16 protein-coding genes are annotated in these 19,381 nt (G+C 49.4%); 12 read left to right on the top strand and 4 right to left on the bottom strand.

Features of this window, described 5'->3' with window-relative positions:
• Positions 1 to 130 precede the first annotated feature (130 nt).
• Positions 131 to 643, top strand: a complete 513-nt coding sequence (locus DYD62_RS11220) for a dienelactone hydrolase family protein (RefSeq protein WP_115227418.1) — start codon at positions 131 to 133, stop codon at positions 641 to 643.
• On the top strand, positions 640 to 1,626 hold the full coding sequence (locus DYD62_RS11215) for a GlxA family transcriptional regulator (RefSeq protein WP_115227417.1): 987 nt from the start codon (positions 640 to 642) through the stop codon (positions 1,624 to 1,626). Before DYD62_RS11220 ends, DYD62_RS11215 begins: the two co-directional genes overlap by 4 nt.
• Here DYD62_RS11215 and DYD62_RS11210 read toward each other — a convergent pair.
• Positions 1,623 to 2,324, bottom strand: a complete 702-nt coding sequence (locus DYD62_RS11210) for a helix-turn-helix transcriptional regulator (RefSeq protein WP_115227416.1) — start codon at positions 2,322 to 2,324, stop codon at positions 1,623 to 1,625. The two genes, DYD62_RS11215 and DYD62_RS11210, sit on opposite strands and share 4 nt — an antisense overlap.
• A gap of 556 nt (positions 2,325 to 2,880) precedes the next feature.
• Between DYD62_RS11210 and DYD62_RS11205 the strand changes: the two genes are divergently transcribed.
• Positions 2,881 to 7,632 (top strand): NAD-glutamate dehydrogenase, encoded by a 4,752-nt coding sequence (locus DYD62_RS11205; RefSeq protein WP_115227415.1) that lies wholly within the window; start codon positions 2,881 to 2,883, stop codon positions 7,630 to 7,632.
• Between the two features lie 122 nt (positions 7,633 to 7,754).
• On the opposite strand, the gene DYD62_RS11200 is transcribed toward DYD62_RS11205, so the two are convergent.
• Positions 7,755 to 9,392 (bottom strand): methyl-accepting chemotaxis protein, encoded by a 1,638-nt coding sequence (locus tag DYD62_RS11200; protein WP_115227414.1) that lies wholly within the window; start codon positions 9,390 to 9,392, stop codon positions 7,755 to 7,757.
• 260 nt (positions 9,393 to 9,652) lie between these two features.
• On the opposite strand from DYD62_RS11200, the gene DYD62_RS11195 reads away from it, so the two are divergent.
• The 3 genes from DYD62_RS11195 (at position 9,653) to lysS (ending at position 13,583) form a co-directional block, all read left to right on the top strand.
• Complete coding sequence (locus DYD62_RS11195) at positions 9,653 to 10,459, top strand: hypothetical protein (protein ID WP_115227413.1); 807 nt, start codon at positions 9,653 to 9,655, stop codon at positions 10,457 to 10,459.
• A 327-nt stretch (positions 10,460 to 10,786) separates the two neighbouring features.
• Positions 10,787 to 11,890, top strand: coding sequence for a peptide chain release factor 2 (prfB, locus tag DYD62_RS11190; RefSeq protein ID WP_115227412.1), 1,104 nt, complete (start codon positions 10,787 to 10,789; stop codon positions 11,888 to 11,890).
• A 193-nt stretch (positions 11,891 to 12,083) separates the two neighbouring features.
• Complete coding sequence (gene lysS / locus DYD62_RS11185; protein WP_115228277.1) at positions 12,084 to 13,583, top strand: lysine--tRNA ligase; 1,500 nt, start codon at positions 12,084 to 12,086, stop codon at positions 13,581 to 13,583.
• Between the two features lie 71 nt (positions 13,584 to 13,654).
• Here the strand turns inward: lysS and DYD62_RS11180 are convergent, their stop codons facing one another.
• Both DYD62_RS11180 and DYD62_RS11175 read right to left on the bottom strand, forming a co-directional pair.
• Entirely contained in the window at positions 13,655 to 14,401 is a 747-nt protein-coding gene (locus tag DYD62_RS11180; protein ID WP_132038644.1) for a hypothetical protein, read from the bottom strand.
• A 104-nt stretch (positions 14,402 to 14,505) separates the two neighbouring features.
• Positions 14,506 to 14,925 carry a VOC family protein gene (locus DYD62_RS11175; RefSeq protein ID WP_115227410.1) on the bottom strand — a complete coding sequence of 140 codons (420 nt, stop codon included), beginning with the start codon at positions 14,923 to 14,925 and terminating at the stop codon, positions 14,506 to 14,508.
• A gap of 174 nt (positions 14,926 to 15,099) precedes the next feature.
• On the opposite strand from DYD62_RS11175, the gene DYD62_RS11170 reads away from it, so the two are divergent.
• From DYD62_RS11170 to DYD62_RS11140, 6 genes are all read left to right on the top strand, one after another.
• A complete protein-coding gene (locus tag DYD62_RS11170) occupies positions 15,100 to 15,660 on the top strand; it encodes a GNAT family N-acetyltransferase (RefSeq protein ID WP_115227409.1) in 561 nt (186 codons plus the stop codon).
• 48 nt (positions 15,661 to 15,708) lie between these two features.
• Positions 15,709 to 16,257, top strand: a complete 549-nt coding sequence (locus DYD62_RS11165; RefSeq protein WP_115227408.1) for a GNAT family N-acetyltransferase — start codon at positions 15,709 to 15,711, stop codon at positions 16,255 to 16,257.
• A complete protein-coding gene (locus tag DYD62_RS11160) occupies positions 16,250 to 16,732 on the top strand; it encodes a hypothetical protein (protein ID WP_115227407.1) in 483 nt (160 codons plus the stop codon). The genes DYD62_RS11165 and DYD62_RS11160 overlap by 8 nt, the downstream gene beginning before the upstream one ends.
• 619 nt (positions 16,733 to 17,351) lie before the next feature.
• Positions 17,352 to 17,780: an EamA family transporter gene (locus DYD62_RS11150; RefSeq protein WP_115227405.1), complete on the top strand. Its 429-nt coding sequence runs from the start codon at positions 17,352 to 17,354 to the stop codon at positions 17,778 to 17,780.
• A 91-nt stretch (positions 17,781 to 17,871) separates the two neighbouring features.
• Positions 17,872 to 18,444, top strand: coding sequence for a GNAT family N-acetyltransferase (locus DYD62_RS11145; protein ID WP_115227404.1), 573 nt, complete (start codon positions 17,872 to 17,874; stop codon positions 18,442 to 18,444).
• Positions 18,441 to 19,286, top strand: coding sequence for an alpha/beta fold hydrolase (locus DYD62_RS11140; protein WP_115227403.1), 846 nt, complete (start codon positions 18,441 to 18,443; stop codon positions 19,284 to 19,286). Before DYD62_RS11145 ends, DYD62_RS11140 begins: the two co-directional genes overlap by 4 nt.
• Positions 19,287 to 19,381: the final 95 nt, after the last annotated feature.

Below are 19,381 nucleotides of genomic sequence, written 5' to 3'. Positions count from 1 at the left end.
GTGCCATGCATGCTCAGAACCTAGCTAAAGCAGGCATTGCCAGCCTAGAGCTGGATATGTGGGGTGCGCGTGGCTTGAACGGAGGCGCAAAAGGCCGCCCGGAGAAAGTACACGACACCCTGCCCGATTTATGGGGCGCGGAAGTATGGCTGGCCAATCAGGAAAAAATAGACGCAAAACGCATCGGCGTGATGGGGTTTTCATGGGGGGTGTTATGGCGATGTTGTCGGCCACCAAAGAGAATGGACCGCCAGCAGGGGTTCCGCCTTTACAAGGAAATATTGCGCTCTACCCGGTTTGCTGGGCGTATAACAAAGTGCCCGGCTATCGCTTCCAGTCGCTAAGCGCCACCAAAGTATTGATTCTGGCGGGGGCAAAAGATCGTTACGATGATAATGAGCAAGCCTGCCCTGAGCTGGCTCAGTCGCTGGAACCTGAATATCGTCATCAGCTGAGCGTGCAGGTCTATCCCAATGCAGAGCATGGCTTCGATATGCTGGAAAAAGAGAGCCATTATCAGGACCCTTACGCGCACCACGGCAAGGGAGGAGAAAGCATTTCAGCCCCAAATCCTGAAGCTCGCGAGGATGCACGCCGCCGGATTGTGCGTTTTTTTAACGAACGATTTGCCATCGCCCCATGAAACGTATCTTTTTTGTACTGCTCCCTCATGTGCATATCCTGGACTTAGGCGGGCCGATGCAAATTCTGGCCACGCTTCCTGAGCTGGGACTTGCAGAACTCAGTATTCACTGCGTTGGCCCCCATACCGAGCTCAATAGCTTTCAGGGTGTCAGCCTGATGGATATTGCACCGCTGCCCGCAAAATTAATAAAGGGCGATGTGGTCGTGATGGTGGGCAGCAAAATTCAAACCGATCAGCCTTACACTCCCTATCAATTAAAAGTGGTGGACTGGCTTAGCACCTTAGGTAAAAACATGCCTGAGGGCGTTATCATCGCCAGCGTCTGCACAGGCGCGCTTTTTTTGGCCGAAGCAGGCTTGCTAGACGGGCGATATTGCACCACTCACCATGATTATCTGGATCGTTTACAAAAAGCAGCCCCGGCCAGCCGGGTACTGAGTAAGCGGCTCATGGTGCAGGACGGGCCCATTTATACCTCAGCAGGCGTTTCGGCCGGGATTGATCTTGCCTTGCACCTGGTGGGGCAATACTTTGGCAGCGCGATTGCGCTGCGGGTGGCGAGGGAAAACCTCGTGCAGTTCCGGCGACTGGAGCACGACCCAGAGCTGAGTGCGCCTCTTTGCTACCGCAATCATAACGATCCAATTATTCATTTGGTGCAGGACCATATGACGCAACATCCTTGCGATTCTGGTACTTATGACGAGCTGGCAGAGCAGTTTTCGCTAAGCTACCGGCATCTGGCCCGTTTATTTCAACAAGCTTGCGGCATTACCCTGAAGCAATACCAGCAAAAACTTAAGCTGGATCTGGCCCGCCGCATGCTGAAAGACAGCCATCGCTCTATTGAAGGGATTATCGAGCATTGCGGATTTGCCAGCCCTCAGGCATTCAGAGCCGCATGGCGGCAGGCGGAAACGCTTTCTCCCTCTGTATGGCGCAAAGTCCAGAAACTTGACCGCGCACATGAGTCTGCCTAAGCGCCCCGGCCCTGCGCAGGAATACCTTCGGTTTCACGCCATGCTTTAAGCAAAGCTTGACGCCGTTTTGGATAGCGTTCATCCATACTGAGCACGGATTGAATTCGATCCACCCGAAAATGACGAAAAGCCTGCCTTGTTTCACACCAAGCCACAATCACCCTGACCTGATCAAAAAAAGCCAGTGCACAGGGCCAGATCAGGCGATGTGATGCCTGTTGTTTTGCATCCATGTACAGCAAATCCAGCTTCATCTCATGGCGGATGGCGGCTCTGATGAGATGAAGCGTTTCATCTGAATCACCCTGATGAAAACTGGGGCCAATTAATAAGGCAGCACTGTCGAGCTCAAAGCGCAGCTCTGCAGGTAACACGGCCGCAATTTTGCTTAATGCGTGGTTTGCGGCGTCCCCCAGCCCTGAATCGGCGCGATGAGCCACCCATTTTGCCCCCAGCGCCAGCGCTTCGATTTCTTCCACCGTAAACATCAAAGGGGGCAGTGTAAAGCCGGGGCGCAATACAAAACCCAGCCCAGCCTCCCCTTCAATTTTTGCGCCCTGCGCTTGTAAGCTTGCAATATCACGATAAAGCGTACGCAGGCTGACTCCCAGCGTTTCCGCCAGTACGGCACCGCTTACAGGGTAGTGATTTAGGCGTAATTGCTGCATTAAACTCAGTAATCTTTCAGCTCTGGACAAGTGAGAAACCTTTATGGGCAAGGTGGATGCGGCAGGCTGGCAAAAGCACGAAAACTTACAAGCATTTCCCATTCCTGCCCTAATTGGATTTTCTTGTTTATTTATCAGTCAATCAATATCAACGCTACATGGATTGAGCAATTATTTATTTTTTGCAGAGCATTAACAAACGACATCCGACCAGTCAATTTTAAAACAGTCGTTTGTTATTTATAAATATAAACGGTCATAAAGTGCCTATAGCATAGGCATTGCAAGTGGCTTTATTCTTAGTAATAGCTAAGGACGTAGGTGATTTCACCTACCAATATGTTCTTGATTTAATTTTAAAACCGCAGATTGATAATGTATCGACAAATTAAACATTCTTGAAATTTACAATTTACCCTATTGTTAAAAATAACATGCTGTCAGGCTTATTCATAAACAACAACAACTTGGCGGCAATATTCTTACTATTGTATTCCTGCTATTAGTGAAAATCATGATGCGCCAAAGCTGGCAATGCCTGAAAGGTGGGTATAGAGTCAGGGCACACTGAACCGGAGCTTCTGTTATGACCGTTTTGTCCACACTCAAAGCACTTGGCGAACTTGCTGCAGCGAGTGACCAGCCAATCACCCAAGATTTTCTCTCTGCTTACTTCGCCCACATTTCTGAAGACGATTTAATAGAAAAAACGCCGGAAGATTGGTTTGGAGCGGTGCTTGCGCATTGGCGTATGGCTCGCACCCGGGTGGCGAATACGCGCAAAATCCGTATTTATAATCCTAGCGTGCCTGATCATGGCTGGCAAAGCAGCCACACCGTCATTGAGATTGTTCAAGCGGATCGTCCTTTCCTTGTTGATACCATCGGCATGTCCGTTGCGCGGCTGGGTTACGGCGTACACCAGGTCGTTCACCCTGTATTGCAAGTAAGCCGTCAGGAAAATGGCGATTGGCAAGGCATGGGCGAGCAAGGCACAGCCGAATCATGGATGCACATTGAGATTGATCGTATTACCGCAAGTGATGCGATCGCCCAGCTGGAAAACGATCTAAACAACGCGCTGGACATGCTGGACGCATGCGTCACCGACTGGCCCTCCATGGCAGATCGTGTAACGGCGGCACTGGAAGGCCTGCGTCATCGCCCGCCTCCGCTGGACATGGTGCTGGTACGTGAAACCAGCGCATTTTTGGAATGGATGCTGGCTGGCCACTTTATTTTCCTTGGCGTGCGTGATTACCGCTTTGCAGAAGATGGCAACTTACATTTTGTAGGTGGCTCTGGCCATGGCTTGTTGCGTGACTCTGGCGATTCCGGCCTGTCACACACCTGGGCCGCCTTACCTGTTGATTTAAGAGAGCGCGCCTACTCAGCCGATCCGCTGATTCTGATGACCAAGGCCGACACCCGCTCCCTGATCCACCGCCCGGTTTACCTCGATATGGTCAGCCTGCGTGAGGTGGATGCCAAGGGCAAAGTCATTGGTGAATTACGTATTCTTGGCCTTTATACCGCCAGCGCTTACACCACACCACCACGCAATATTCCTTTACTGCGTAAAAAAATTAATGCGGTCCTGCTGGCCAGCAATGCAGATGTAGGCGGCTATCGTGGCAAGGCTTTACTTAATGTCATCGATACTTACCCGCGTGATGAGCTGCTGGAAATCGGCATCGATGATTTGGCCCGAATCGCTCAGGGTGTCGTCAGCCTGCACGAGCGCAGCCGCGTACGTACTTTCTTCCGCGAAGACCTCTACCGCCGCTATGTCTCCGTGATGTTGTTTGTGCCTCGCGATAACTACACCACCGAAGTGCGCGTGAAGGTTGAGAAAATCCTGATGGAGCGCTTGGGTGGCTACGAAGCAGAATTTAATGTTCTGCTGGCCGACAGCCCATTAGCACGCATCCACTTCCTGATTCATCTACCGGTGGGCGAGCGCATTGTTTACAACGTTAAAGAAATTGAAGACGAAATCGCCCGTGCCGCTCAGCGTTGGCAAGATGATTTACGCAATCAGCTGACCCATGTGCGAGGCGAAGAAGCCGGTGCTGCGCTGTATCAGCGCTATCAGCGTGCTTTCTCCCCAGCTTACTGCGCAGATTTCTCTGGCCGTGTTGCGGTTTACGATATTGAAGCGCTGGAATCCAGCTTAAAGAACGACAAAATCGCCATCACCCTTTCACCGGGCAGCGTGGTTGATCCAACGCTGTGGCGCTTAAAGCTTTACCGTGGCAAACCGATTGAATTGTCCGATTGCCTGCCGCTTCTGGAAAACTTGGGCGTGCGCGTACTGGACGAGCGCCCTTATGCGCTGACTTTCGATCAAACCGAGCACGCATGGATTATCGATATCGGCCTTCGTTTGCCAGTCGGCACGTCGCTGGAAAACAGCATCGACCGTGAACGCCTGATTGCCGCCTTTACGGCCATTTTTGAAGGCGCGTGCGAAAACGACAGCTTTAACCGCCTGATTCTTGGTGCGGGCCTCGCATGGCGTGAAGTACTGATTCTGCGTGCTTATTCATGCTATATGCGCCAGGTCAATCTGAAATACGGCATTGAAATCATTGCCGATTGCCTGCTGCGCCACGGCAAGCTGAGCGGTCAATTGGCAGCACTGTTTGTGATGTCGCATGATCCTGCCACCAGCGCGCCTGGCGTGGCGGATATTCTGGCCGAAGAAATTCGTCAGGCTTGCGCGAATCAATCTAGCGTGGATGAAGAACGTATTCTTTCCAGCCTGCTGGCCGCGATTCTGGCGACTGTTCGCACCAACTTCTTCCAGTTGGATGTTGAGGGCAAGAGCAAATCCTATACCTCGTTCAAGATTGAATCGGCGCGCATTCCCAATATGCCGCAGCCGGTGCCGCTGTTTGAGATCTTTGTTTACTCACCAGAAATGGAAGGTGTGCATTTACGCGGTGGCAAGGTTGCCCGTGGTGGCTTGCGCTGGTCTGATCGCCGCGAAGACTTCCGTACCGAAGTGCTGGGCCTAGTCAAAGCACAGATGGTGAAGAACACTGTCATTGTGCCGGTGGGCTCCAAAGGTGGCTTTGTGGTGAAAAATCCGCCAAGCGATCGCGAAACGCTAATGACACGCGGCATTGAATGCTACAAAAACTTTATCCGTGGTCTGCTCGATTTAACCGATAACTTAGTAGCGGGTCAGGTGGTTCATCCACCGCAAGTGCGCCGCCTAGATGAGGATGATCCTTATCTGGTTGTGGCTGCGGATAAGGGCACGGCCACCTTCTCTGATATCGCTAACGGCATTTCACGCGACTATGGCTTCTGGCTGGATGATGCTTTTGCTTCGGGCGGCTCGGTAGGCTACGACCACAAGAAAATGGGGATTACCGCCAAGGGCGCATGGGTTTCGGTGGAGCGCCAGTTCCGCGAACTGGGTATTAACACCCGAACCGATGAATTTACCGTGATCGGCGTAGGCGACATGTCTGGCGACGTATTTGGTAACGGCCTGCTGCGCAGCGAGCACACCAAGCTCTTGGGCGCCTTTGATCACCGCCATATTTTCCTTGATCCAAATCCAGATCCTGCCTTGTCGTTTAAAGAGCGCGAACGCCTATTTAATCTGCCACGCTCTTCATGGGCCGATTACAACGCAGAGCTGATCTCCGCAGGTGGCGGTGTCTGGCCGCGCAATGCCAAGACCATTCCATTATCTGCCGAAGTTAAAGCGATTCTGGATGTAGAAGCCGATGAGCTGGAACCAAGCGAGCTGATCCGCGCCATGCTGAAAGCACCGGTTGATTTGTTCTACAACGGTGGGATTGGTACTTACGGCAAGGCATCGAGCCAGACCCCGGCCGAAGCCAACGACCGTGGCACCGACGCGGTACGTATCGACGGTAAGGAATTCCGCTGCAAAGTGATCGCCGAAGGCGGCAACTTAGGCTTCACCCAATTAGGGCGCATCGAATACGCCGCTCACGGTGGCCGTGTGCACACTGATGCGATTGATAATTCTGCTGGTGTGGATTGCTCTGATCACGAAGTGAATATCAAGATTCTGCTGGGCCGAATCATGGCTGGTGGTGATCTGACCATGAAGCAACGTAACGATCTACTGGCCTCAATGACGGATGAAGTGGGCGAGCTGGTTCTGCGTGATAACTATCTGCAAACCGAAGCCATTAGTCTGGAATACCAGCAAACTGCTTCACTCTTGCCGGTACATCAGCGCTTTATGCAGGCTCTGGAAAAAAATGGCCGCCTGTCCCGCCGTATTGAGTTTCTGCCGACTGACACACAAATCGCCGTGCGTCAGCAGGAAGGCAAGGGCCTAGAGCGTCCGGAACTGGCCGTATTGCTAGCCTATGCAAAAATGGCCTTATTCCAAGACTTGCTAGCCAGTGATTTGCCAGATAGCCCGGATTGGGACAATCTGCTGGCGGCTTACTTCCCTAAACCGCTGGTGGATCGCTTTGGTGATCGCTTGGGCGAGCATCCATTGCGCCGCGAAATTGTGGCCAATGAGCTAACCAACCGCACCATCAACCGCATGGGTATCAGCTTTGTCTTCCGTCTTTCTGAGGAAACCGAGCTTTCCCCTGCCACGATTGTGCGCGCTTGGTACGACGCTACTGAGCTGCTCGATAGCGAAGCCCGATTTGTTGCTATCGAATCGTTGGACAACAGCATTCCGGCGTCTATGCAATACGCCATGCTGCTGCGCGAGCGCCGTCAGCTAGAGCATGCAACACGCTGGCTGGTACAAAATCAGGACACTCTGCCGGATTATGCAGAGCTGATTCGTGAGCTGAAAGGCACCATCCCGGCGCTCTTGCCGCAATTGCCTGAGTGGTATGCGGGCTCGGCCAAACAGGTAGAAATCACCCAAAGCTGGCTGGCTGCAGGCGTACCTGCTGCCCTGGCCAAACAAAGCGCTTGCCTCGACGGTGCTACGCAGCTGCTTAATATTGCACTGCTCACCAAAAAACAAGCCGCTGATGTGGATGCCGTAGCCACTATTCACTTTGCCTTGGGTGATGCGCTGGAGCTGGATTGGCTGCATGGTTTAATTGAGCAATTACCACGCACCAACCACTGGCAAACTCTGGCACGCTTGGCTTGCCGCGATGATCTGCAACGTGCCCACATCGCGCTGACCAGCGCAGCGCTTGAGCTCAGCCCTGGCGCTACGCCAAGTGTGCGGGTTGAATCATGGTTGCAAAGCCAGGAAACAGCCATCGCCCACTGCCGCAGAATGTTTGAAGAAATGAAAACACTCGCGCCAGACTTGGCCATGATGTCGGCCGCATTACGCGAAATCCGTCATCGTTTGGCGGTGTAAGCAACGCGGAGCTCAGGCTCTCTCTGTAAAAAATGCGGCCCTGTTGAGGGGCCGCATTTTTTTATGCGAAACACGGGCGTTGTCTAAAACAAGGTCTTAAATTTATGGGTTCAATCAATGGGCTAACCCAGTTTAAAACTCACCAGCGATTGGTTTAAGAGCCGCGAGGTGTTTTCTAGGCTGACCGCTTCAGCAGAAAGACGGTCTGCTTCTTCGGTGTTTTGGCGCACATTGATTTCCAGTTCTTTCAGATCGGTGTGCATATCGCCCACCGAATCACTGATGGATTCGCTCTGGCTGACGCTTTGGGCAAAGGCGTGGCGCAGTTGGCTGAGCAGGCCACGGGTTTTTTCCAGCGCGCTTTCTACCAGATCCGATGCGCCGGAGAGCCGGTCTGCTTCATCGGCATGCTGCGTAATAATGCTGGCGGTTTCATGAATGGAATGGGTGAGCGTGCCCACAAAAAGATCTGTTTCTGAAAGGGTTGCCTGCGTTTGCCCCGCTAGTTTTCTGACTTCGTCGGCCACTACGGCAAAGCCGCGCCCTGCCTCACCCGCCCTAGCGGCTTCAATTGCGGCGTTAAGCGCCAGTAAATTGGTTTGCTCAGAAATACCTGAAATACGCTGCAAGATCACGGTAATGCTTTGCACATCGGCAGAAAGCGCTTTAAAACGCTGCGCCAGCTGGCGATTGGCGGCCACATGGTCGGCCATGCCCGATGTCATTTCTTTAACTGCAGTGCCAGAGCCTGCCAGCTCCTGATCTACACCGCTTAATTGCAGCTGCACCTTGCCCAGCATTTCCCGGCTGCCGGCAGACAATTGCCCGATATGACCGGAGCGGTGTGCGATATCGGCCAGATAATGCTGACCCTTACTGGCTGCATCCCGCACAAATAAGGCACTTTGCCGCACGCTTTCTGCACTTTTAACGGTATCGAGCGCATTATCAGCGACTTCTCTTAAGGTGCTACTAAAGGCCAAGCAAAGATGATTAAAGCTGCGGGCAATGGTAGCGACTTCATCTTGTCCACGCGGCTTCAGCTCCGTAGCCAGATTGTGATCTTGAGCCTGACGGGAAATATGATTGGCAATCCCTAAAATAGAGCGGCCCAGTAAATTAGCTAAAAACCAGGAGATAATCGTCCCCAGCAGCAAAGACACAGTGCCAATCAGCAGCGTTTCTTTGAGTGCATCATTTCGGCTTTGCATGGCGGCCTGCAGGGGCACATCCGCAGCCAGCAAAATATGCTGTCCTTTGTGCTCCAGCGGGATAAATACCGAGCGAAAGGTGCCGTATTTATCGGTGTATTCGTCGTATTCAATGCTATTGCGGCTGAAAGCCCGTAAAACACCCTCGCTGGGATTGTATTTTTCCAGGTGCTGGCTAAATTTACCCGCCGCAACTTCCTGCTCCCCTGCGCCATCGGCCAGATAATAAACACCATCATTCTTTTGCCATAAAAGATAGAGGTATTTCACCCCCAGCGGCCTAGCGTAATGATCCAGCTTAAGTGCATTTGCGGCCATTTGCGCTTTGCTTACACTGCCCTCGGTAAACATCGTCGTAAAAAAAGCGTCTCCCAGTAGGGTAGGCACAGCGCGCGCAGCGGCATTAAGCCGGCTATCAATCAGGGCCACGGCTTGTTCAGAGCTTTGGAGGTAGGTGTGAATAGAAAACGACAGCACGGTGAGCAAGTTTAAACACAAAAACAAACACACCAATTTGGTACGTACACTTAGGCGATGAAGAAATAACATGAGCGAGTTTCCTCTGGGTTGCAGAGCACTTACTCATTATTGTTTCTCAACGAAAGATTTTCATGGTTTAGTTTGTTTTTTTACTGACAAAAAATATAAAAAATATTTACAACACATACAGTTGTGGCAAGCTACTCCAAATCAGCGCTATGGCATCGCGAACCATTGCTTAATCTTTACAAATCACATTAAAGATTGACGGTTTTTCTTCGATATATAGGCACAAGACTGACTGCCTGCTTTCACATCAAGGTTTAAATATGAAAATCGCTGCCGAATCCATTCAAACACTCATCCAGCCCTTAAATACCCGCCCGCGCAGCGAAAAAAACGAAGACAAGCAAGCGCAGGAAAGCAGCTTCTCTTTCAAAATTCCGAAGTGGGATCCGGTTTCAAGCAGAAAAAGCGCAGCTAAAGCGCGGCTGGATATGCTTAAACGCCAGCTGGATGGCATGTTGAAATTTGCAGGAGTGGGTAAAAGCAATGTGGCGGCAGCAGCGAGGCTGGCCAAACAAATTGCTGCGGCCGTAGCAGAATATGCAGGCGTAAGTGGTGGCAGCGCGGTGCAAACACCGCTTATTTCGGGGGGAGGCCCAACAGCCGCAGCTTCACAAACCGCGCCCGCAGCCAGCAGCACAGAAAATGCCGGACCTGCAGCGGGGCAAGCCGCAGAGCAAGCCTTACAAATTGCGGAGAAGGCGGAAAAAGCCGAAGCCACTGAAAAAAACGAAAAAGCAGAGAAAACTGAAAAATCAAATAATGAAATGGCCTCACCATCCAATAAGGGCATGAGTGCTGAGGATAAAAACTTTCTGGAAGACGCAAAAAAAACCATGCAAAAGGCCAAGCTACTGCTGGCCTTGGAGCTCCAAAAAAGCAAAAGAGAATCCAAAACGGATAAATCGCTCTATCAGGATGCAATTAAAACCATGGATACCTCACTGCAAAAAGCCACCGCAGCTTTAGAACAAGCCGCCAAAGCGGCAAACGCACCGATGATTTACTCCGCCAATGGCAACACCACCACCATTCAAGCGAGCATGCCGCAATTCTCTGCGCAAGCTTAGCCCACAGAAAATGCGCCGCCGTACATAGGCAAACAAGGTGACGCACGTCGGCAGCTAAATGTACTTTTAGCAATTTTCAATCTGAGACTCCCACTGAGAGCCACTCTCACGGTATAATTTTGCGCTTTAGTGCTTGCAGCCTGTCAGGCTTAAGACTGATCTGCTACGGGGGCGCCGGATTTGGCCACATTTCACGTATTTTTTGTTAAATAGCACGCTATTTACCGCAAGAAATCTGCGAAATGTGTCTCAAACCGGACATCCTTCTGTATCGATCGTTTAAGTCCGGCAGGCTGCACGCCGTATTAATGGGACAAAGCCACAGGCATGGAAGCAGAACAGCTTAATCAGATCGAGAGCCGAATTGAAGATTTGGTCACTCGCAGCGAAGAACTCCGCAAATACTTAGATTATCCCGGCAAAAGCGATCGGCTTGAAGAAGTTGTGCGCCTGATGGAAGACCCGGATATCTGGAACGATCAGAAAAAAGCGCAAGAATTAGGCCGCGAACGAAAAGCGCTTGAGGGCGTGGTTGTGGTGCTGGATGAAGTTCTGGCAGGCCTTACTGATGCCAAAGATTTATTCGACATGGGCAAGGAAGAAGCTGACTTCGATACCCTGCAAGCCGTATCTGATGATGTGGATGCCATTTCTGCCCGCGTTGAAGAGCTGGAATTTCGCCGGATGTTTAATCATCCGATGGACCCTATGCCCTGCTTTATCGATATTCAATCGGGTGCGGGTGGTACTGAGGCACAAGATTGGGCGGGCATGTTGCTGCGTATGTACGTGCGCTACGGTGAGCGTAAAGGCTTTACCGTTGAAGTGATGGAGCAATCAGACGGTGATATCGTAGGGATCAGCCAGGCAACGATCAAGTTGACCGGTGATTACGCTTACGGCTTCTTACGCACAGAAACAGGCGTTCACCGCTTGGTTCGTTGCTCGCCTTACGATTCAAATAATCGTCGCCATACTTCGTTTGCTTCGGTGTTTGTTTACCCAGAAGTGGACGATAGTTTCGAGATTGAAATCAATCCGGCTGATGTGCGTACCGATACTTACCGTGCCTCTGGCGCGGGTGGTCAGCACATTAATAAAACCGATTCCGCTGTTCGTTTGACACATATCCCGACCAATACCGTGGTGCAATGCCAGAACGACCGCTCCCAGCACAAAAACCGTGACGAAGCATGGAAAATGCTGCGCGCCAAATTGTATGAGCTAGAGCTGCGTAAACGCATGGAAGCGCAGCAATCGCTGGAAGCCACTAAATCCGATATCGGCTGGGGCCATCAGATTCGCTCTTATGTATTCGATCAAAGCCGTATCAAAGACCTGCGGACCAGCTATGAAGTCGGCAATATCAAGGGCGTGATGGACGGCGACCTAGAAGGCTTCATCGCCGCCAGTTTGAAACACGGGGTTTGATAGGGAAATCCGGCTTATCTATAAATAGCCGCAATGCGTCCTTGCCTATGTATTTAAGACTAAGTGGCCACAGAGATGGCTTGTTGATAACTTCAATACCACACTTGCGATGCACGGCATTGAATGTCGTGCTTTAAGGGCTTTTGCGTGAACACCTGTGTTCTCTGTGGTTCAAGATTTGGGTTTATATAAAATGTCCGAAGAACAAATTATCCAGCAAGATGAAAACCAGATTATCGCAGAACGCCGCGCTAAACTGACTGCCCTGCGCGCCACTGGCGTGGCTTACCCGAATGATTTTAAACGGGAAAACATGGCAGGCGATTTACAAGCTAAGTATGGCGAGTTTGAAAAAGCCGACATGGAAGCAGCACAAGTCAGCGTTGCCGTTGCTGGCCGTATGATGCTTAAACGCGTGATGGGCAAGGCAAGCTTTGCCACTGTGCAAGATTCCTCCGGCCGTATTCAGTTTTTCATCAGCAAAGACAAAGTGGGTGAAGACGTTTACGACAGCTTCAAGTCATGGGATATGGGCGATATTATTGCTGCCCGTGGCATGCTGATGAAAACCAATACTGGCGAGCTTTCGATCCAAGTCACAGAATTGCGTTTGCTGACCAAATCACTGCGCCCTCTTCCGGACAAACACCACGGTCTTGCAGACCAGGAACAAATCTATCGCCAGCGCCATCTGGATTTAATCACTAACGATTTAAGCCGCGCCACCTTTATCAAGCGCTCTAAGATCGTGCAGTGCATCCGCGATTACATGGTGGGCGAAAACTACTTGGAAGTTGAAACCCCGATGATGCACGGCATCCCCGGCGGCGCAACGGCCAAGCCATTTGTAACACACCACAATGCACTGGATATGCCGCTTTACCTGCGTATCGCCCCTGAGCTTTACCTCAAACGCCTGATCGTTGGCGGCTTGGAGCGCGTATTTGAAATTAATCGCTCCTTCCGAAACGAAGGCATGAGCACACGCCACAATCCAGAATTCACTATGATCGAATTCTACGAAGCATATGCCGATTACCAGCGCATGATGGACATGTCTGAAGGCATTATCCGCGCGTGTGCTGAGCTAGCCACAGGCAGCACAGTAATTAGCTACCAAGGCCGTGAAGTCGATTTATCCAAGCCTTTTGCTCGCTACACCATCGCAGGCTCGATCAAAGCTTACAACCCAGAATACACCGATGAGCAACTGAACGACCAAGCCTTCTTGGCAGCAGAAGTAGTGCGTTTAGGTGGCAAACCAATGCCAAACGCAGGCGTGGGCGCATTGCAACTGGCCCTGTTTGAAGAAAATACCGAAGCCAAATTGTGGGAGCCGACCTTTATTGTCGACTACCCAGCCGAAGTCTCCCCGTTGGCCCGCGCCAACGACAGCAAACCCGGCATCACCGAACGCTTCGAGCTATTTATGGTCGGCCGTGAGCACGCCAATGGTTACTCTGAGTTGAACGACCCAGAAGATCAAGCCGAACGCTTTATGGCGCAAGTTGAGCAAAAAGACGCCGGTGACGATGAAGCCATGCATTTCGACGCAGACTACATCCGCACACTGGAATCCGGCATGCCACCAACCGGCGGCTGCGGTATTGGTATCGATCGCTTAGTCATGCTATTGACAGACTCACCAAGTATTCGCGATGTTATCCTCTTCCCGCAAATGCGCCCTGAGTAAGCTCCGGTCATTTGCCTGAACAAACAAAACCCCGCATAGGTTAATAGCCTATGCGGGGTTTTGTTTGATTGTTAAGTCGGTATATTTTCAATATTATCCACAATACTCTTAATAACTTCAGACCCAATAAAGCGCAGTATTCCACTCGAAGCCCCACCCCTAATGACCATTCCAACTAACAAATAGCGCGGTAACATTACCCCATCTATCAATTGATCTCGCGTACAAAACACAGGTCCGCCACTCAACCCATCAAAGTCCTCTAGATATATTGAGCTGTTCACCATGATTTTATGATAATAGTCAGCTGCATATTCGCTAAACCCCATATATTTTGCTTTTAAAACCACGCGGGTATTGTTTATTTTTTGCGCATCATAGTCAACTTCATTACTTTCAGCAGGATACCCAACAACAAATAGCTCTTCATCTTGCAATAAATCTTTTGCCGCAAAAAAACCAAGATCAATATCTACAGACTTTAATTTACCATCACCATACTCAAGATATTCAGTTAAATTCACCCTAAGCATGCATATATCCTTATATTCTGCCTGATCCTCTGGATTGAGCCACCCATATTTCTCATCAAAAGGCAGATATATTTCTGCATCATCCGATGGCGTCACCTTTAAAGTATTTATGCTAGTATTTATGCTGCTTGGCGACGGACCAATAGAATGAAGTGCTGCTACCCAATAACAATGATCCATACTGCTTATTAAAAATGAAGACCCCTTCCCACTATAGCCACAAGCATCTTCGCCTATTTTGAATTTAAAAAGTACCCGTCTACATATTTCAGCTATATCACACATATTTAGCGCTCATCCAATATGATTAGCAATCAAGAATTCGTCAGGAAAATATTAGCTATTTCGGCGCAAACGAACACAATCTAAATACATATTATTTAAATCAATTAAACAATCAAATTATCAAACTCATCAAAGACCCAGCCATCCTCATAAATCACTTCAAATAAATGCCCGTCTAAGTCACGAAAATAGCCTGCTATACCCCAAGCATTTTTCGTGGCGGGCTTTACGATGGTTGCGCCCAAGTTGGCGGCTTTATCTAGTACTCGCGGCACGTCCTCGGGACTGCGGGCGATATAGGCTAATGCTATCCCAGAAAAGCCGTTCCCCTCTGCCGTGGCAAAGTTGGCATCTATGGCAAATGCTTCACGGGTTTGAATCGCTAAAACAATGCCACCCAAATCAAATTTTACAAACCCGGCATGGCTCGATGCTGCTTTAGGCCAGCCCAGTGCCTCGTAAAAAGCAGTGGATTTAGCAATGTCGCTTACACCAAGCAAGATCAAATTAAGACGTTGTCGCATGAATATCCTTTCAAGAGTTAAAGCAATTATTCTTTTTTTTGATTATGCATTGCCAATCGTCGTCAGACAATAAACGTACTTTAAGGCTATATGCTTTCTTTTTGGTGACGCTAAATATTAGATTGGCTAAAGTAGCACAAGCGCAGAGCTATCTAGAAGAACAAAAAGGAATATATGCCCATCATTCTCACCACACCAAATTCAACCCTTTTGCCTAGCTATATCTCAGCACTTGAACGGAGCTGGACTAGAGATGGCGATCATGACCCCGAAGGTGCGTCAGCCCAACTGGCCCGCATTGCGCAAAATGCGGAGGAGTTTCTGGCTTCTTTGACTGACTTGGAAGGGGCCGGCCCGCCAGTGGTATTAAATGACGGCAGCACAGTACCGCGGCTATCGAGAGCCAGATATTGGATTTCTGATGGAGAGTTTGCGGGCGATTTAAGCCTGCGCTGGCAAAAAGGGACTTCAGATTTGCCTGCCTATTGCTTGGGGCATCTTGGCTATGCCGTGCTGCCATGGAAGCGCGGAAGAAACTACGCTGCGCAAGCCATATTGCAGCTCGCCCCTTTGGCACAAAGCCACGGTTTAAGCTGGATAGATATCGCCATGGGCATAGATAATCTCGCATCGCGCCGCTCTGCAGAAAAAGCGGGGGCAGTTCTTTTGCGACAATTTAATGCGGGTCCAGAGGCGGATAATCAGGAAGCACTTTTGTTTAGGTTGGACGTTTAAGCTACGCATCACAAGTACTGAGCGTATTCTTTCCCTAAGGCCAAATTAATGCTTACAATTTCAACCACTATGCTTTTACTGAGAGATTTCACGCCCGCAGACTTAAATGAATATAAAAATCTGCGTAATGATGAAAAATTTCAGCGTTTTTATAGCGAAGAAGATTCCTCCGCTGAAAAATCTGAGTACCTACTGAATTTATTTATTCAGCAGTCAAAAGAGCAGCCAAGACGAAAATTTCAACTGGCTGTTGTTTCCCGCGCTGGCGAATTAATGGGCTCTTGTGGAATTCGCCTTGAAGATACGGCCAATGCATCAGTTGGCTGCGAATTAGGGAGGCGCTGGCATGGCACTGGAGCGGCCAGACAAGCTGCTCAGGCGATTATTGACTTTGGATTCAGCACGTTAGAAATTCAGCGTATTTATGCAGAAACAATAGCAGGCAATAAAGCCGCAATCAATCTTTGTAAATCATTGGGAATGCATATTGAAGCCGAGCGCATCAATGATCAGTTTTTCAAAGGGACCTCATGGAATACTATTGTACTGGCCATGAATAAAAATGATTGGCGGAATAAAGGACCTGCCCATGTCTGAAGATTCAACCGAGGCAATGGCAAGCAGAGTAAAACATTTGAGAATATGTTTCATCGCCACCATTTTTTTCTGCGTTTCTTTTTCTACATTTGCAAACCCTTGCGAAAAAATGATACGGCCTGTTTCAGAAAAAAAGAAGACCATCTTTGCCAAAGCCATTAATGTGCACCTCAACAAGCAATTGGGGCCTTCACTCAATCAGACCTTATTCACTGATAGCACAGATATTTTTGAGGTGATTCATTATAAGCAATGGTACATTATTTATATCAGCACCCGCATTACCGATGAATCCTATTTAGTTTATAGCGCGGCCCCCAATAAAAGCAGTAGGTATCTGACTTATTGGGCCGGATCGGCCATCGATGGCGAAGGGCCTGCCGTGGAGAAATGGTTAAAAAAAGATGCGCCGGGCATTCCCCCCAAATTAGCGAGCTGCTTTGCATGGCATATCACCGATGGACGAGGGAGATAGTGTAGATCCATTTGTTATGAAGAGGCCCTGCTATATTTAAAATAAATGAAACCACCTTGAAGGTGATGATCTGTTTTACGTGAGTCACTTTATGCGTTATTTTTTTGTCAGTAATTTATACATGTTCTGCGGTTCATTTATAAATTACAACATCATTGTTCATTTTATAAAGGCCGTAATATGAAACAAAATGTGTGTAAGATCAGTGCGATTTTTTTACTTGCAATAACGGCGGGTACTGCAGTCAACAGCGCGGCCGCCCTGCCGCCAAAATATCTTGAAATTAAAGACTTTAAGAAATGCTTAAAAGACAAAGCCGTCGACAGTTATTATATTTTGTGTATGCCCGATAAAAAACCAGCAACTTGCCCAAGGGCTAGCTGGAAGCAGTTGAATGCTTTAACCGCCAATGACAGAGTACCTGCTTGCGCACAAAAGGCAGAATAAAATACTCGAAAAGGCGTATCCCGCATAAATCAGAAATAAACTTTGATTCCATCCGGCGCGCCTTCAACTGGCTTTAATGCAGTCAGGCCTCTTGATTTTTTGTGGTAAATCTCCCGCCTGTAGCTGGCCGTATTCCACCTGTAAAACTACATGATGTAAGGTATTTTAACCCATGAGTAATCCGTGGTTTTTTTGGGCAATACTGTCGGCTGTTTTTGCTGCACTGACTGCCATTTTTGCAAAAATAGGGATTAAAGGGGTCGATTCTGATTTTGCCACCCTCATTAGAACGGTGATTATTGTTTTTGTGCTCACGGGGTTTATTGGATACACAGGAAAATGGAGTAATCCATTGACGCTGACGGCTAAAACTTGGACATTTCTAGCTCTCTCTGCTTTTGCTACAGGTATATCCTGGGTTTGTTATTTCAGGGCTTTACAAATAGGCGACGCATCAAAAGTGGCCCCTGTTGATAAATTCAGTCTTGTTTTAGTTGCCGTTTTTGCATTTGCATTTTTAGGTGAGCGCCCTTCCGCCAGAGAGTGGCTAGGCATCGCTTTGGTTGCTGCAGGTGTGTTGGTACTGGCCATTAAACGCTGAATTTTTGCCACGCTGTTGATATATCCATCATTGTAAGTTGTTAGGGGTATTTCGCCCATATCAGGCCTTTAACCTTTTAAAGATTGCACAAATGACTACTTTTGAAAAAGTTAAATTTCAGACCAGTCGCTTAATATTGCGGCCACTGCAAGAAACGGATGCACCTGCATTACTGGCTATTTTTTCTGATGAAAAAGTAATGCAATACTGGAGCACCCCGCCCTGGAATTCTATTGAGATTGCAGAAGCGCTGATTGCCCGTGATTTAAAGGCCATGGCCGCAGGAGGCTATATTCGCTTGGGAATTGAGCGTGCAGAAGACCATATTTTAATTGGCAATTGCACGCTATTTGATCTGGATAAACAATGCCGCCGCGCAGAAATTGGCTACGGCATGGCGCACTCAGCTTGGGGCAAGGGCTATATGCATGAGGCACTGAGTGCTCTGCTTGATTTTGGTTTTTCAGAATTAAAATTAAACCGTATAGAGGCCGATATCGACCCTAGAAATTTGGCTTCCGCCAAAAGCTTAGAGCGCCTTGGCTTTAGCCGCGAAGGCTATTTGCGTGAGCGCTGGATTGTAGATGGCGTGGTATCTGATACGGCACTTTATGGGCTGTTAGTGAGTGACTGGCACGATCGCCTTAAATCCAACGCCCAATGAAAATAGCCATCCGTCACGATGTGCAATTATTTGTTGATGTCGAAGGCTCAAGCCTTGTGGCTGATGGCACGCAAATGCGCGAAAAACCGACACTCATCCTATTGCATGGCGGCCCAGGCTACGATCACACCGGCTTTAAACCTGCATTCAGCCAGCTTGCCGATATTGCACAGATTATTTATTACGACCATCGTGGGCATGGTCGCAGCAATCCGCGCCCGATGGCAGAGCTGACACTAGATCACTTTGCCGATGATTTGGTGGCGCTTTGCTCTGCGCTGGGCATCAGCAAGCCGATTGTTTTAGGACAATCTTTTGGCGGCTTTGTGGCCCAACATTATTTAGCCAAATACCCGGACCACCCTAGCAAGGTGATTTTATCCAGCACGTCAGCCGCGCTTAATTTGGAACGTAAACTCGCCATGTTCGAGCAATTAGGTGGCCCGGCAGCAAGAGAGGCAGCCTTGCAGTTTTGGAGCTCGCCCAACACGGCCACACTGGCGCCCTACCAGCAAATCTGTAAGCCGCTTTATTCCACACATAAGGCAGCGGCAAGGCGCAGCAGCTCCAATCACGATATTTTACTGACGTGGGCTGCTACAGAGCAGCAGACCATGAACTTATTGCCTGGCCTTGCAAAAGCACAATGCCCGGTACTCGTCCTTGCCGGTGAACTGGATCCTGTATGCCCGCTGGAAGACGCGAAAGATATTACCCAAGCACTACCCAGCGAGTGGATGCAATTTACGCAATTTGCTGGCTGTGGTCACGGCGTATGGCGGGATGATCCTGAGGCTGCTTTTGCGAGGATTAGGGAATTTATTACAGAAAGTAAGCCTTAACGCGCTCTACCCCTTTCGCACCAACACACCCGCCACAAAAAGCTTTAAGCTGTCCGTCAGTAAGCGGGTTTGCCCCTTCTGAGCAGGCTAGCTTT

The sequence above is a fragment of the Iodobacter fluviatilis genome, assembly GCF_900451195.1.
Lineage (GTDB): Bacteria > Pseudomonadota > Gammaproteobacteria > Burkholderiales > Chitinibacteraceae > Iodobacter > Iodobacter fluviatilis.
This window is presented reverse-complemented; position numbering and strand designations above follow the sequence as displayed.